This is a genomic window from Aurantiacibacter atlanticus (assembly GCF_001077815.2).
Taxonomy (GTDB): domain Bacteria; phylum Pseudomonadota; class Alphaproteobacteria; order Sphingomonadales; family Sphingomonadaceae; genus Alteraurantiacibacter; species Alteraurantiacibacter atlanticus.
Window position 1 is genome coordinate 2421345 of record NZ_CP011310.1, and the last position, 14558, is coordinate 2435902.

Sequence of the window (14558 nt, forward strand, 5' to 3'; positions counted from 1 at the left end):
GTCTGTGGGAGCTAGCGCTACTTTGGAAGATTTTTGTTGATAGGTTTGCCTCATGGAATCCTCCGCGACTGATCCGGTCATTCATATAGAGCCATTTTTAGCGGAGGCTGGTGATGGAAGCGGATTGGCGTGGCGAACTTGATGAGTGGTGGATGCCGTTTGTAGCGGCGTTGCGGCACAAGAGCGACCTCGGATGTGTCCGGCCATATTGCGGGACTGCTCGGCCCGGGGGATCGCAAGAGCATTCAGCCGATGGCTGCGCGCGACGACGGTGTCAGCCAGGACCGGTTGCATCCTTTTACTGCGAGTGGAGTGTGGGATGAAAAACCGCTGGAAGTGGCGTTGCTGACTGAAGCTTACCGACAGATTGGCGACGACGAAGCCTGGCTAATCAGCGACGATACGGCGCTGCCCAAAAAGAGGCTGCCATTCGGTTGGTGTAACGCCGTAATATCCCTTGGCGCTTGGCAAGAACGTCAACTGCTAGACGTTGGTGTAGATAACGCTGGCATCGGGCGAAGTTCAAACCATGGTCGGCTTCCCCCTGTCCCTTCCCATGAGCTTGGCCAGCGATGTGGCCTGCATGGACCAAGATGGAGTTCCCGAAGATTGTCGCGCTTACAGAAGAGATCGCGCTGGCCGAGATCGACCGGGTTCGCGCAAGCGGTGTTCGCTTCGGCTGCGTTCTTGCGGATGCAGAGTAGCAACCAGAAGATGACCGTTGCGACGATGCGGATGGCAAACATGAACTGGTGGGCGCATCGGTCCTAGCGAGTATCGATGCGGTGCCAGTCCTTTAGTTTGCCGAACAGGTTCTCGACCTCGTGGCGCTGGCGGTAAAGGGTGGTGTCGTGCGGGATGGGCAGCTTGCGGTTTCTCTTTCTAATGGGATGCAGGCGGCGATTCCGCCGTCGGCCAGGGCGCGACGGAACCAGTCGCCGTCATAGCCCCGATCGGCGAGCAACGCCTAGGCCTTGGGGCAAGGGATCGATCATAAATGTAGCACCCTTTTAATCGCTCATCCAGCCTTCGCTGACCAGCATGATTAACGGTCGCCCCGCCCATCGCAGACGGTGTGGAGCTTAGAATTCAGTCCGCCTTTGGTGCCCCGCGATACGTCTTGGGTAGAGCCACATTTTTAGCAGGCTTGCCGCCGTTGAGCGCGCCTTGATGCCACCAATGGATCAACGGAGCGCTATCAGTGCAAACGATTTAATGGCTCCTGAGCTTAAACTTCAGCCAATCTACCGAGGACCTTTCGCAAGGGTTCAAGGTGATGAGAATAGGGCCGCCAGACTTCCATCCCGTCACGATTGAGCGGTCGGCGAACCTGTTCGCTGCTGGGCGTGCGCACGGTTCGCTTCAGCCGGTGGAATTCAAGCAGGTCACTTTCCCACTCGAGACCCAGATATTCGAGTGTGGGCTCCAATTGTCCCTGTGCATTTTCGACCAGCGCTGGATAATCGATAGGATGAACAAGCCCCGGGCATCGCCGAGAAAAATGATCCATCAATCGCACATTTTCGACGTAGCTCCGCCCGACATGTTCCAACGTGAATGAGGATGCGTGCGCGCTGGTAAACGATTGCGTGAAATTCGAGAAACAGCAGTCCATCGCGTCTCGCCGAATGCTGATAAACTTGGCCTGTGGCAGTATCTTCCGGATAAAGAGGACATTGCTCCAGTTCGGCGGCATCTTGTCGATGAAGAACGGGGTCCGCTCCGTAAGATGAACTTCCGCGCGGGCCATGTAATCCCGTCCAAGCGCCTCCGCGAGGTCGGTGCTCATCTCGTGGATAGCCTGGGTAACGGTGACCTTACTACGGCGCGTGGCCATTTCCATGAAGCTGCGCAGCATTGCCGGAATGTAAGGCAGCTCGCCTGCTGGTTCGATCTGCAAATGGGATCCCAGCATTTGTTCAAGCAATGTCGAGCCCGAACGCGGCATCGAGACGATGAATACCGGCACGGCATCGCCTACCGCCCTCTGGGGCAGTCGGGCTATATAATCGGCATCGACGCTGGAGATGATCTCGTCGACCTCCTGGGTAAGTTCTTCTGGATCGTAATTGAGCGATTCTGCGCGGATCTGATTGCCTGCTTGATAGTGCTCGAAAGCTTCGTCGAAATCTTTCCTGTCGTGGAACGCGCGGCCCAACGCAAAATGCAGGGGAGCCGAATTCCGTTCGTCCACGGCAATCGCCAAGGACGCTTGCATCGTTTTCACATCCTCGTCGGTCAGGATGGGCGATTTGATGCTTGCCAGGCCCCACCATGCATCACCGAAGCCGTCATCGATCAGGATGGCTCGTCGATAGGCAGCGACGGCATCGTCGACTTGTCCGTTCGCACGCAGGCTGTGACCGAACGCGACCCATGCCAGAAGATGCCCTGGATGGGCCTCCGATATCGCGCAATACATCTCTCTGGCTTTCTCGCTGCGACCGGTCTTTTCGTAGATCGCCGCGAGGATGAGTTCCGTATTCGGGTCGGGCTTTTCCCGGCTTAAAGTCTCGAACATCTCACGGGCTGCATCAGGCTTGGCTTGCTGATTGAAAACCGAGGCAAGCTGCCGCCGCGTCTCGTAATCTCGTGCGCCGGCATTGATCGCCTTGCGCAGGAAATGCTCCGCTTGGCCCAATGCCCCCAGTTTCGCCGCTGCTTCGCCAAGCATGGCAAGTCCTTGGGGATGATCGGGATTGTTGCGGAGAAACCCGATCAGCTGTTTCGATGCCAGCTCGAATTTGCTGTCCTCCAGCAACTCCCTGATGGGAAACAGGCCGGGATGGACGGAAGGAACCGCTTTCGTTTGCATCAGCTGTAACCCAGGAGCTTGCGTAGACCCGGCGCGTGATAATCTACCAATGCTCGATGCCTTTCAGGCAAGGTCTCGGGAAGGTCGATCGCCACGCCAGTCAGATTTTCGCGCGCAGTGGCGCTTTCATTGCGCGCGGAGCCGGTCTTCACGCGCTCGGCCCAATCGTCCGGGATGGCAATGCCGCAAGCGCCGAGCAGTTCGCCAAAGAAATCTGCTGTGCCACTGCTACCGATATCTCGAACGTGCGAGACGAGTTCTTCATATCGGACGATATGGCATCGCGCCCCAAGCCATGCAGCCGCGTTGAGTTCGTATATGTCGTTGAGCGACGGGAGCTTGTGCGGAAGACCGAAGATCATCATCGTTAACAGCTCATCGCTCGACAGCACGCCGGTGCGCAGATGATCGACATTTCCCTGAAATTGTTGGGAAAGGATAAAACGGGCCCGGGCGATGATCCACTCGTACGGATCGCGATAAAGCAGGATCCGGCGAAGATTGGCAGTTTCGATCAGCGAAGCATCGGCGAAGAAGAGATGGCCCCAGCTTAGTTGGGGGCGAGCCGGATCGAAGGCAGCGCGATGGGCCTGAAGATTTCCCCACTGGATGAAATCCGCTGCGTAGGTCTGATCGGTGGGTACGAACATGCGCAAAACGTTGCGAAGGAGATGGCTTCCGCTTTTGGGGATGGAATTGAGGAACACGCCCTGCTCGAGAGGCTTGCGGTCGAACCGCTCACCGACCTCGTCGAGATTGTCACGTTGAATGAAGATTTCCGGCATGTCCGCTCCTTCCCGGGAGCCTAACAGAAGGGGCGGCATCTTGCCATGCCGCCCCATCGCATCCGAACGGTCACCCGTCCGTGGCTGTCGGCCTCAGAACTTGAGCGAGACGTTGACGAAGGCGCGGCGTCCCACAAAGGGATACTGCGATGCCGCCACGACCGGGCCAAGCATCGAGATCTGACCGCCGTTGCGCACCGAAACACGCGGCGGACGGGTATCGAAGATATTGCTCACACCCGCGGTCAGCTCCGCACGGCCATCGGCGATTTCCTGGCTCAACGAGAAGTTGTGATAGAAAGTCGTGCCGACCGTAAGATCAGGACAGTAGGTTCCGTAGATCGGCAAATCGTCGCTTGGGTCGTCTGTACCCTGGTTGTTGAACGAATTCAGGCATGGGCCGCCGTAGCGATCTTCGAAATCCTGCTGGTCCGAAGTCGCCCCGATCAGATTAATGCCGTAGAACAACGTCAGGCCCGAGTCATGCGCCCACGTGGCGCGGAAGTCCGCAATCCACTTGGGTGAACCGGCCTCTCCGTTGCTCGATTCGACTGGCGAGGTCGGTAGGAGTTGGAAATCCCTGTCGAGCTGGCGAGTTGCTTCGGCGCGCAATGTGAAGAGACCTGCACTGCCCAAATCGTGAGACAGATTTGCGGAGAAATCGATCCCCGAATTCTTCTGGCTCGCGATGTTGATGAACTGGTCATAGATTTCATCGATCTGATAGACTGCAGTCTCATTCTGGCCGCGCGTGAACTGATTACAGAGCGGTTCGCTGGCGAAGTCTTCCGAATCGTAGCACCCGAAAAGAATGTTCTGGGCACCCAGCTGCGAAATCTCGCCATTCACCTCGATCTCGAAATAGTCGACAGCGAAGCTGAGTTCCGTATCCGGCAAGAAGCCAAAGTTGGGCGTCAGGACCATCCCGAAGGTCTTGGCCTTCGAGGTTTCGGCCTCGAGAATTCCAAGGCCGCCCGATGCGAAGGAAGTCGCGGTGATACCGCCTCCTTGGTAGTCATCGGGTATCCCGTCGGCAGAGCAGTTGTCGGCCACCCGCTGCGAGGTGGTTCCGTTCTGCACCCCGGCACCATAGTTGATGCAGGGGTCGATACGCTGATTTACGAAGCTCGTTTCGTCGGCAAGGAACTGCTCGAACAGCGCGGGGGCGCGGAACGAAGTGCCGTAACTGCCGCGGAAACGAAGCCAGTCGGTCAGCGCCCAGTTGAGGCCGATCTTGTAGGTAAAGTTACCGTTGTCCTCGTCCTGCACACCGTCGGACTGGCGCGTTGCCGTCACATTGGTGAGACGGCCTGCCAAAGACAGGGTGAGGTTTTCGAAGAACGGACGATCAGCCAGCAAAGGAACACTGAGCTCGCCGAAAGCCTCGTTGGTCAGGCTCTTGCCAGCGGTGATACCGCCAGAGCTGGCGCCCCAGGCGTTACCGGCGCGGGTGATGTCACCCGGCGTGTCCTTGATCTTGTCGCGGCGCACCGTGATACCCGCGGCGAGACCGACTGGTCCGGCAGGAAGTTCGAAGAGTTCGCCGGAGACGACTGCTTCGCCCGTCAGCTGGGTATAGATCGTGCGACCTTCTTCCCAGTCGAACAGGAAGCCGATCTGTTCCTGCGTCAGATTGCCGCGCAGAAATTCGGGATCGGCCCATGGAATATCGATACAGTTGCGGCCAGAGATCGGCGTCACGGTGCCTACACAGGAGCTCGTCTGGAAATACCCGGTGTCATAGGCATCCTGTAGGATCTGTTGCGACCGATAGCGGCCATCGCTGCGGCTGTACTGGACATAGGCATCGTATTGCCAGTTTCCGACCGAGGAAAAGTTGCCGCGAATGCCGCCGACGCCGCGGTAGTAATCGACCTTCTGGCTGTTGTCGGCCTGGTTGGTGATCGCCGTCGGGCTGATGAAGTTCACCCCTTCGAATCCATCGCCCCAATAATTGAAAGTGGTGCCCGGTCCGGTGCCGTAGAGCTCACCGGTGTAACCGAAGTTCCAGAACTGGCGCCAGCCGTTCTGATAGCTTTCGCGGCGGTTGAACAGGAATTCGCCAAACAATTCGACTGCGTCTGAAAGCTCGTAAGCGCCTTCAGCATAGGCAGTATAGAGGTCGGTTTCCGGAATCAGCGTCTGCTCACCAGCAAAGGGGTGGTATGCATTCTGCACCGCCATGCTTTCCGAATTGTATCCGGTCGGGAAGAATCCTTCGGGCGCACTGAAGTCACCTCCATAGGCTGGAGAACCATAGGCAGGAACGCCGAGATTTCCGGCCGCAACGCCGTTCTGATACTGGTACTGAAGTAGAACGGTGCTTCCATTAGGCGAAGTCTGGATACCCGTATTCGGCCCGCCCGGCCCATCAAGCTGGAGGTTGTCGATCAGATTGTAGGTCCAGACATGGCCCCAACGCAGATCTTCGCACATCGACTGGCCGGTGCGCGGATCAATTAGATCGGCGCGGCCGCCGCTTTCGTCGAAAATATAGGACTCGGGGCACGCGAGATAGTCACGATCGTTGCGAGCCAGCTCGTTCGTGTGCGAATAATCGCCAGCGATGGTGAAATGGCCGCGATCGAAGGTCTTCGTATAGGCCAAGCTGCCACGATATTCCTCGCCGCCGCTGTCGAAGGGCACCGAGACATTGAAGTCCAGCGACAGGCCATCTTCCCGATTGCCTGTGATGATGTTCACGACGCCTGCGATGGCGTCCGACCCGTAGATCGACGACGCACCGGTCTTCAGAATCTGGATGTCATTGACGATCGAGAGCGGAAGGACGTTCAGGTCGAAGGACGACACACCACCGCGCGTACCAGCGGGACCAGCTCGGCGACCGTTGAGCAGAACCAGTGTTCGGTTCGGGCCCAAGCCGCGAAGGTCAATCGTTTGCGCACCCGGACCGCCATTGGTCACGAAATTCGACGATAGGGCCGCCGTAATCTGCGTCGAGCCGGCGGCAACAGGCGAGCTCTGCAGCGCACTCGCGAGATCGAACTTGCCTTCCTGCCTTGCCACTTCAGGGCTGACGATCGAGATGGGATCGGGGCTGTTGAACGGAGTTACCGACGTAATGCGCGAGCCGGTAACGACGATAGCTTTTGGTGCAGCCGCCTCCTGAGTGGTGACGGCTACGGGAGGTTCTTCTTCGCTCTCCACTTCCTGCGCGTATGCGCCGCTGGAAAGTGCGATTGCCGCAAGACCGACACTCGCCCTCAGAACGGAGCGGCTCTTCGAATTCAACCTGCTATAATGCATTAAAGCCCCCAAAATAAGATGTTTACGGTGTCCAGTGGTAAAGGTGAGACCTAAAGTTGCAAGCACCCCACCCTGTCTACGCAACTTGAGGCTGCTAACTGCGACTTCTGCGCAACACTCACCTGAATCCTGCCACGCTCTAACCTCGACCTGCGTCAGCAATTGCCTAGCACGGCTGAGGGCCGGACAATCGAGCATCTTGCCTTGGTGGCCGATTAGTACATGCGCCCGGGCGGGCTTCGAACAGGGCACCGATCTCGCGGGCTTGCGCGATTTCGTCAGCGCGCAATCACTATTCAAGATGACGACGGTGCACTGCAACGAAGCGGTTATTTAATGAACGGCAGGAACGACTGCGAAGTCCCCGTAAACCGGACTGACAGCTAACGGCCCCTTTTAAGAAAGAAATTTGAGGAATGGCGCGCCCAGCAGGAGTCGAACCTGCGGCCTCAAGATTAGAAGTCTCGTGCTCTATCCAGCTGAGCTATGGGCGCGTGGATATGGCAGATAGCGATGTTTGCGTTTTGCGCAAATGCCGATGCGACTTCTTTCAGATGGTGAGTTTGGTGGGGTTGCTGGCCGATCAGTTGGCCAGCAACCATATTACAAGATAGAAAAGGATAAAGCTGCCAAAGCCAACTATAGCCCCTATCGCAAAGATCAGCCGGACGATCAGCGGATCGATCTTGAAATAATTGGCGATCCCACCGCACACGCCGGCAATCTTGCCATTGGCACTATCAAGACGAAACCTGGCCGGGGTGCCATTGGAGGTTTTACGAATCTTGTTCATGCCAGCATCCCGGTGAAAGTCGTGGTAGCGGGATTTGCAAAGCTGCTGAACAGCAGGGTGGCGGTGATGGCAACAGCGCCGAATGCAGCGGCAGCCTTGCCGGCAAATTCATTGGTAAAAGTCATTATATGGCTCCTGAAGTATCTGGTTTGGTCGGGGGCGACTCAGGCAAGCAGGCCTGCAACGCTGGCGGCGTTGGGATTTGCAAAACTGCTGGCCATCAGGGTGACCGTCATGGCGATTGCGCCGAGACCGGCGAACAATTTGGCAGCGAAATTATTGGTGCTGAACATGAAAACAATTTCCTCATTGTGGGACGTTTGCACTGTGCTGCGTCCTATACTTCACAACTGTGCAGGAGGCGTGCCAAACCGGAAAAATCGCAGAAATCTGCCAATTTCGTTCAAGAAGCAGAAAGGTTTCATGTGATCCTATCCCAAGAATTAGGATTTCACACCAAGTTAGAGCATTGCTGTTTTCGACTGGTGTCGGAATAGGTGCTGGCATAGGAACGACAGCGCACCCATGGCGCTAGATCGCATCATCCTTTCCACCTTTCGCAATCATGCCGACACGCGGCTTGAGGACACACGCCAGCTTAATCTTCTGATCGGGGAAAACGGCGCAGGCAAAACCAATGTCCTGGAGGCAATCTCGCTTTTCGCGCCCGGACGCGGGCTGAGGCGCGCAGCATTGGCAGATATGGCGGGCGAGACCGGAGATGGCGGCTTTGCCATCAGCGCAAAATTGGACACTGGCGGCGGGACTGATCCGGTCTCGCTAGGCACCGGCATGCAAGGACAGCGGCCAGGGCGGCGTATTGTGCAGGTCAATGGTGCCGAAGCAAGCGCGGTCAGCCTTGGCGAATGGCTGGCCATAAGCTGGCTGACCCCTGCAATGGACCGTATTTTCGCTGATAGTGCGGGCGCTCGCCGCCGCTATATGGATCGGCTCGCGCTGGCCCTTTCGCCCGGGCACGCACGCCATGCCAGCCGTTATGAGAATGCACTGAGGGAACGCAACAAGCTGCTTTCCGATTTGCCGGAGCCCGAGCCCGCATGGCTCGATTCCATCGAGACGCAGATGGCGCTTGCCGGGGCGCAATTGGCGCAGGCGCGCGCGCGGTTGGTGGAGGCGTTGTCCGCTGAATTAGGCGCTCTTCCCTCCGGCCCCTTTGCCCGCCCTGCACTCACCCATCTCCCCGGTGGCGCGCTTGAGGAAGATGCCATGCGCGATCGCCTGCATGCCGGGCGACGCCGCGATCGCGCAGCAGGGCGCACTCTCGAAGGGCCACATCGCGATGAATTGCAGGTGGTGATGGATGCCAAGAACATGCCCGCTGCCGAATGCAGTACGGGCGAGCAAAAGGCGATGCTCATCGCTATGACGCTTGCCCATGCCGATCTTGCTGTGCGCGGTCGCCCCGGCTTGCTGTTGCTCGATGAAGTCGCTGCCCATCTCGACCCACTGCGGCGAGATGCCCTGTTTGAAAGACTGCGCGACAATGGATCGCAAGTCTGGCTGACCGGGACGGAGCGCAGCCCTTTTCAGGGCATATCGGCAGATGCTGCCACCTGGCGCATCAGCGATGGAACTGCGGAGAGTCATTGCAGTAGTAACTGAAATATTGGGGAACTTTAGTACTACCCCGCCCTATCTGACGACTAAAGGCAGATGTTGCTTCATTTGAGATGACAAGGCCGCAATGCTTTGGATAGATTGCCGCGGTAATGGTATCAGGCATGGTGGCCTGGGCAAGGTTTTCGGCGGATTGGGACTGCTCAAATGGATAGGGAATCGGGCTTCGTCGATTATTACGACCTGCTGCAGGTCGATCATGATTGTGAGCCGCGAATTCTAGAGCTCGCCTACCATTATTTTGCCAAGATGTATCATCCCGATAATAGCGATACGCATGATGCCAGCAGATTTCACGAAATCGTCGAGGCCTATCGCCTCCTGAAGGATCCGGAGAAGCGCGCCGAATATGATCGGTCCTACGCGACGGAAAAAAGCGAATCCCCCAGATCATTCTCGCTCAACAGTGACATCGGGATAGACGAAGAAACCACGATCAACGATGCGAAGATACAGTCCAATATCCTCCTGCGGCTTTACAAGCGGCGCAGGGAGAACACTTCCGACGCGGGTATCGTCGGCTGGTTATTGCAGGAAAAACTGGCTGTTCGGACGCCAATTTCGAATTTCACGTCTGGTATCTCAAATCTAAGGGCTATGTGGAAATGAACGAGCAGGGCAAGCTGGTCATCACCATACAGGGCGTAGACTATGTATTCTCACTCAGCAGGGCAGCCACAGCCCCAAGGCCCATGCTTTCCCAGCTTGCCGCTACCACAGGTTGACCGCAGCCTATTGCGCAGCTTCGTCCACGGGCGGCAAGGCACCGATCACCCTATCAACAGTCCGGGCGACCATTTCCTCCACCCCTTCGGCCTTGGGATGGATGCGGTCGGACTGCAACAGTTCGGGGTCCGCCACCAACGGCTCCATGAAGAAGGGCACAAGGGCGGCATCATATTCCTCGGCCAGCGCGGGATAGATATTGTCAAAAGTATTCTGGAAGGCCGGTCCGTAATTTGGCGGGGCACGCATGCCCATCAGCACCACAGGGATGTCGCGCGCAGACAGCGCATCAAGAATGCCTTTGAGATTGGCGTGCGTCTGCTCTGGTGAAATACTGCGCAACAGATCGTTTCCACCCAGCTCCACTATGGCAAGGTCCGGCTCCGCATCGAGATTATCGAGCACAAAGGCGATACGTTGCAAACCTGCCGCCGTGGTGTCTCCGGAAACGCCCGCATCGATAATGCGCGCATTGATACCGCGTGTCCGCATGACCGCTTCGAGCCGTTCGGGATAGCCTTCATCCTGCTCAAGACCATAGCCCGCCATCAGACTGTCGCCAAAGCCGAGGATGACCCGTTCCGGCCCCATCACCGGCATCATTTCATGCGGCGTTTCCTCTTCCTCGGCAGACTGCCCGGTTACGGGTGTCTCCGCCCCGCAGGCAGCCAGCGCGAATACCAACGCAGAAGCTGACACAATCGGTAGAACGCCTTTACGGCCCCGCCATGGTCTTTTGTATGCCTTGTTCATGATGCCAAGCTATGCCATCGGCAGGCGGTGACAAGTCCCCTTCCCAAATCCGCCCCTGTTTCCCATGTAATTACTGCACGTGACCTGCGCCTGACCCTTGGCGATGGCGATGCGGCTGTAGAAATCCTGCGCGGAATAGACCTTGATGTGGAGAGTGGCGAAACGCTGGCGCTCCTGGGTCCTTCCGGCAGCGGAAAAAGCTCGCTGATGGCAGTGCTTTCAGGGCTGGAACGTGCAACTTCAGGTGCTCTCACGGTTGCGGGAGAGGATTTTACCAAGCTTGATGAAGATGCGCTGGCACTGGCGCGGCGCGGCCGCATCGGCATTGTGCTTCAGGCGTTTCACCTCCTGCCAACCATGACGTCGGTCGAAAATGTCGCCACCCCGCTAGAACTGGCTGGGACAGGTGGTGCCTGGCAGCGTGCCGCCGAAGAGCTTGAGGCAGTCGGCCTTGGCCATCGGCTTACCCACTATCCGGCGCAGCTTTCAGGTGGTGAGCAACAGCGCGTTGCCATCGCCCGCGCCATCGCATCGCGCCCACCGTTGATCTTTGCTGACGAGCCGACCGGCAATCTGGATGCGGCCACCGGCGAAAGCGTGATTGAGATGCTGTTCAACCGCCGGGAGGAAACCGGCGCGACGCTCATCATCATCACTCATGATCGAATGCTGGCAGAAAAATGCCATCGCGTGGTGACGCTGGGCGATGGCGTGATCGCCAGCGATGTGACAATTCCTGCTAGGCAGGGCGTCTGACCGCCATGCGCAATCCTGCTATTAGCTGGAGTAAGGCCTGGGGCGTTGCGCGGCGCGACCTGTCGAGCGGATTTCGTGGATTGCGGCTGCTGCTCGTCTGTCTGTTTCTGGGCGTGGGCGCACTGGCGGCCATTGGTAGCCTGACCTCCGCCATTCAGAGCGAACTCGACCTGCAAGGCCAATCGCTGCTGGGCGGCGATTTCGAAGTTGAATTGTGGCAGCGCCCACTAACAGAGGATGAGAGCGTATTTCTTGCACAATATGGCACGCTGTCCCCCGGTTACCGCCTGCAGGCGATGGCAAGCACGCCCGATGTCGCGGTCCCGGTCGAACTGAAGGCAGTTGCCGATAATTACCCGATGTATGGCACGCTGCTGCTTGAAGGCGTCGGCGCTTCGGGCGCGCCTGCGGGCAGCAATGCATTTCTGGCCCCCGGCGCGGCAGAGCGGTTGGGAGTTTCAACCGGTGACAGCATCACCATCGGTACGCAGACAGTCACAGTTGCGGGTATCATAGCTGAAGAGCCTGACCGGTTGAGCGAAGGTTTTGCCCTTGGCCAGACGATCATCGTCCCCCTCACCCTGCCCGAACAGGCCGGATTGACGGCGGTGGGCGCCATGTATGAAAGCAAAACCCGCCTTGCTTTTGACGGCAATCACGATGGCGAAGAGGTGGAGGAGGCGCTGCGTGAGGCATTCCCCCAGGTTCCCTTCGACACCCGCACTGCTGACCGCGCTTCTCCCGGGGCAGAGCGTTTCGTCAGCCAGATGGGCGAATTTCTGACGCTGGTGGGGCTTGCCGCTTTGGTAATTGCGGGCATTGGCATTGGCGGCGGCGTAAATTCCTATCTGGAAGCCCGGCGCAATTCGATTGCTACCTTCAAGATCCTTGGTGCAACATCGCGCGACATCACTCGCATCTATGCGCTGGAAATCGGCGCGGCGGCGCTGGCGGGGTCACTCGCAGGGTTGGTGGTTGGCGTGGCGATAACACCGATCCTTGCTGGCGCGCTAGGGTCGCTCCTGCCGGTCAGCACCGGTTTTGTAATCGACGTCTGGGCACTGGTGCGGGCACTCGCCTTCGGGCTGCTGGTTGCGCTGGTGTTTGCCGCACCGCCGCTGGTGCGGGCGCGCGATTTTCCGGCAATGGCACTGATGCGCGCCCGCGTATCACCGCTGGCGCGGCAATGGCGCGGAGCCGCGCTACCGCTTGCCATCGGCCTTGGCGGTATTGCCATTCTTGCCATCGGATTTTCGCCGCGACCGCTCTTGTCGGCAGGCTTCCTTGGCGGGGCGGCGCTGACGCTGGGCTTCCTCGCACTGCTGGGTCGCGCGATAAGGGCAGCGGCTACGCGTGCGCCGCGCCCATCCAACCCGATTATCCGTGCCGCGCTGGCCAATCTTCATCGTCCCGGCGCCGCAACCGGTTCGCTTGTCACGGCATTGGGCTTTGGCCTGTCTGCCTTTGTCCTTCTGGCTGGGGTGCAATCCAGCCTTGATGGCAATATCCAGCACTCGGTGCCAGAGCGCGCGCCCGATTATTTCGTGCTCGACATTCCCAAGGACGGGCTTGCGCAATTCTACACCATCGTGACGGATATTTCGCCCGATGCCACCGTCGATGCGGTGCCCACCATGCGCGGATCTATCCTCTCCTATGGCCCCGAAGATGCGCCGATCGTAGTCGCCGATCTGGAAGAATTGCCCGAAGGTGCATGGGGACTGAGCGGAGAGCGCGGACTGACCTATGCCGATACGCTGCCCGATGGAAACGTCGTGGTCGAAGGCGAGTGGTGGGATGTGGGTCATGATGGCGAGCATCTGGTTTCCATCGACATTGACCTGGCACAGGCGGCGGGCATCAATGTGGGCGATGTCATCACCATTTCGATCCTCGGCGTGGAACGCAGCGCCCGTGTTGCCAATCTGCGGCGGATCGACTGGGAAAGCCTCGGCTTCAACAATGTCTATGTCTTCACCCCCAATACTCTGGAAGACACACCGCATAATCTGGCGGCAACGATTGATTTTCCGGAAGGCACGCAAGCGGGCGGCCTGCTGCGCAGCCTGGTCGACAGCTTCCCATCCTCCAGTGTGATCGAAGTTGGTCCTATTCTTAATGAGGCGAGAGCGATCCTTGATCAGGTTTCACTGGCTATTCTGGCCGCTGCCTCTGTCGCGGTCCTGGCGGGGATCGCTGTGCTGCTCGGCGCGATTGCCGCAGCGCGCGCTGCACGAATTTATGACACAGTCATCCTGCGCGTTCTGGGGGCGAGCCGCGGGCAATTGCTGGCACTGCAATTTGCTGAATTCGGCCTGTTGGCAGGCGTTCTGGCAGGCGTGGCGCTGACGCTGGGTTCCGGCATGGCGTGGCTGATCGTCACGCAGATGTTCGAATTTGACTGGATGCCCGATTGGACAGAGATCGTTGCCGTCCTGGCTGGCGGATTGGTGCTGGTGCTGGCCTTCGCTCTTGGTGCTTCGCTTCCGCTACTGCGCGCCCGCCCGGCACAGGTGCTGCGCACGCTTTAGGGCGCGTTGGTCAGCGAAAAACGCTCGCTTCGCCCGGGTCCTTCGGATCGGGGCCCCATTTATTGGCCCCTTTTTCCCCATCAAGGCATAAGAATATGAGCAGTGCGAGATAGCCGGGTAGAATAAGGAGGTTCACCAGCGGAACGAAGCCTGCAATCAGCAATCCACCATACCACCAACCCGACAGCCCCCGATCGTGTAGCCGCCTGACCGTGACTGCCAGCATCGGGATTAGCGTCGCTAAATACCAGATTAGAAATATCGCCCCGCCGAGCAAAAATGGCCCGCCGATATTCGAGAGTTGCGTAGTGGCATCGCGCCCGATGTCAGTCCAGGCGAGACCGGCGATGAAGAAGGTGAACAAAGCAATTGTCACAACCGAGTAGAACAGCATGAACAGCCAGAACTCCCTGCGCCGCGAACGGCCACGGAAATCGGCATAGCGTTTGAGCGGGAGTATCATCCATTCCATGAGGCGCTGCTGCTCCGTCAGG

The 14558-nt window shown here is 58.3% G+C and carries 12 protein-coding genes, 1 tRNA gene and 1 pseudogene; 5 read left to right on the forward strand and 9 right to left on the reverse strand.

Translation table 11 applies throughout. The features are described from left to right. Window positions 1-252: 252 nt before the first annotated feature. Window positions 253-360 (forward strand): annotated as a pseudogene (locus tag CP97_RS16755) (hypothetical protein); the annotation flags it as partial. Between the two features lie 868 nt (window positions 361-1228). Here CP97_RS16755 and CP97_RS11820 read toward each other — a convergent pair. The 7 genes from CP97_RS11820 to CP97_RS16655 form a co-directional block, all read right to left on the reverse strand. After that, the gene (locus tag CP97_RS11820) at window positions 1229-2815 is read right to left on the reverse strand and encodes a tetratricopeptide repeat-containing sulfotransferase family protein (protein ID WP_048886119.1); all 1587 of its coding nucleotides are present in this window, start codon (window positions 2813-2815) and stop codon (window positions 1229-1231) included. Beyond that, window positions 2815-3600: a hypothetical protein gene (locus CP97_RS11825; RefSeq protein ID WP_048886120.1), complete on the reverse strand. Its 786-nt coding sequence runs from the start codon at window positions 3598-3600 to the stop codon at window positions 2815-2817. Before CP97_RS11825 ends, CP97_RS11820 begins: the two co-directional genes overlap by 1 nt. A gap of 93 nt (window positions 3601-3693) precedes the next feature. After that, on the reverse strand, window positions 3694-6852 hold the full coding sequence (locus CP97_RS11830; RefSeq protein ID WP_227819595.1) for a TonB-dependent receptor domain-containing protein: 3159 nt from the start codon (window positions 6850-6852) through the stop codon (window positions 3694-3696). Between the two features lie 432 nt (window positions 6853-7284). Continuing rightward, a tRNA-Arg gene (locus CP97_RS11835) sits at window positions 7285-7361 on the reverse strand. An 89-nt stretch (window positions 7362-7450) separates the two neighbouring features. Continuing rightward, window positions 7451-7660, reverse strand: a complete 210-nt coding sequence (locus CP97_RS11840) for a PspC domain-containing protein (protein WP_048886122.1) — start codon at window positions 7658-7660, stop codon at window positions 7451-7453. Then, window positions 7657-7785, reverse strand: coding sequence for a hypothetical protein (locus CP97_RS16650; RefSeq protein ID WP_257730320.1), 129 nt, complete (start codon window positions 7783-7785; stop codon window positions 7657-7659). Before CP97_RS16650 ends, CP97_RS11840 begins: the two co-directional genes overlap by 4 nt. Before the next feature lie 39 nt (window positions 7786-7824). Beyond that, window positions 7825-7953, reverse strand: a complete 129-nt coding sequence (locus tag CP97_RS16655) for a hypothetical protein (protein ID WP_257730321.1) — start codon at window positions 7951-7953, stop codon at window positions 7825-7827. A 232-nt stretch (window positions 7954-8185) separates the two neighbouring features. Between CP97_RS16655 and recF the strand changes: the two genes are divergently transcribed. Both recF and CP97_RS11850 read left to right on the forward strand, forming a co-directional pair. Then, a complete protein-coding gene (gene recF / locus CP97_RS11845) occupies window positions 8186-9283 on the forward strand; it encodes a DNA replication/repair protein RecF (RefSeq protein ID WP_048886123.1) in 1098 nt (365 codons plus the stop codon). 162 nt (window positions 9284-9445) lie between these two features. After that, window positions 9446-9907, forward strand: a complete 462-nt coding sequence (locus tag CP97_RS11850) for a J domain-containing protein (RefSeq protein ID WP_048886124.1) — start codon at window positions 9446-9448, stop codon at window positions 9905-9907. A gap of 123 nt (window positions 9908-10030) precedes the next feature. Here the strand turns inward: CP97_RS11850 and CP97_RS11855 are convergent, their stop codons facing one another. Then, window positions 10031-10723 carry an arylesterase gene (locus CP97_RS11855; protein ID WP_227819596.1) on the reverse strand — a complete coding sequence of 231 codons (693 nt, stop codon included), beginning with the start codon at window positions 10721-10723 and terminating at the stop codon, window positions 10031-10033. 81 nt (window positions 10724-10804) lie between these two features. On the opposite strand from CP97_RS11855, the gene CP97_RS11860 reads away from it, so the two are divergent. Both CP97_RS11860 and CP97_RS11865 read left to right on the forward strand, forming a co-directional pair. Then, the gene (locus CP97_RS11860; RefSeq protein ID WP_048886125.1) at window positions 10805-11533 is read left to right on the forward strand and encodes an ABC transporter ATP-binding protein; all 729 of its coding nucleotides are present in this window, start codon (window positions 10805-10807) and stop codon (window positions 11531-11533) included. Window positions 11534-11538: 5 nt separating this feature from the next. Next, complete coding sequence (locus tag CP97_RS11865; RefSeq protein WP_048886126.1) at window positions 11539-14064, forward strand: ABC transporter permease; 2526 nt, start codon at window positions 11539-11541, stop codon at window positions 14062-14064. A gap of 10 nt (window positions 14065-14074) precedes the next feature. On the opposite strand, the gene CP97_RS11870 is transcribed toward CP97_RS11865, so the two are convergent. Next, the gene (locus CP97_RS11870; RefSeq protein WP_048886127.1) at window positions 14075-14536 is read right to left on the reverse strand and encodes a DUF805 domain-containing protein; all 462 of its coding nucleotides are present in this window, start codon (window positions 14534-14536) and stop codon (window positions 14075-14077) included. Window positions 14537-14558 lie beyond the last annotated feature (22 nt).

Bases quoted from the DNA above. Each gene is read 5' to 3' on its own strand.
- CP97_RS11820 (WP_048886119.1), bottom strand. From the start codon at position 2,815: ATGCAAACGAAAGCGGTTCCTTCCGTCCATCCCGGCCTGTTTCCCATC.
- CP97_RS11825 (WP_048886120.1), bottom strand. From the start codon at position 3,600: ATGCCGGAAATCTTCATTCAACGTGACAATCTCGACGAGGTCGGTGAG.
- CP97_RS11840 (WP_048886122.1), bottom strand. From the start codon at position 7,660: ATGAACAAGATTCGTAAAACCTCCAATGGCACCCCGGCCAGGTTTCGT.
- CP97_RS16650 (WP_257730320.1), bottom strand. From the start codon at position 7,785: ATGACTTTTACCAATGAATTTGCCGGCAAGGCTGCCGCTGCATTCGGC.
- CP97_RS16655 (WP_257730321.1), bottom strand. From the start codon at position 7,953: ATGTTCAGCACCAATAATTTCGCTGCCAAATTGTTCGCCGGTCTCGGC.
- recF (WP_048886123.1), top strand. From the start codon at position 8,186: ATGGCGCTAGATCGCATCATCCTTTCCACCTTTCGCAATCATGCCGAC.
- CP97_RS11850 (WP_048886124.1), top strand. From the start codon at position 9,446: ATGGATAGGGAATCGGGCTTCGTCGATTATTACGACCTGCTGCAGGTC.
- CP97_RS11865 (WP_048886126.1), top strand. From the start codon at position 11,539: ATGCGCAATCCTGCTATTAGCTGGAGTAAGGCCTGGGGCGTTGCGCGG.
- CP97_RS11870 (WP_048886127.1), bottom strand. From the start codon at position 14,536: ATGGAATGGATGATACTCCCGCTCAAACGCTATGCCGATTTCCGTGGC.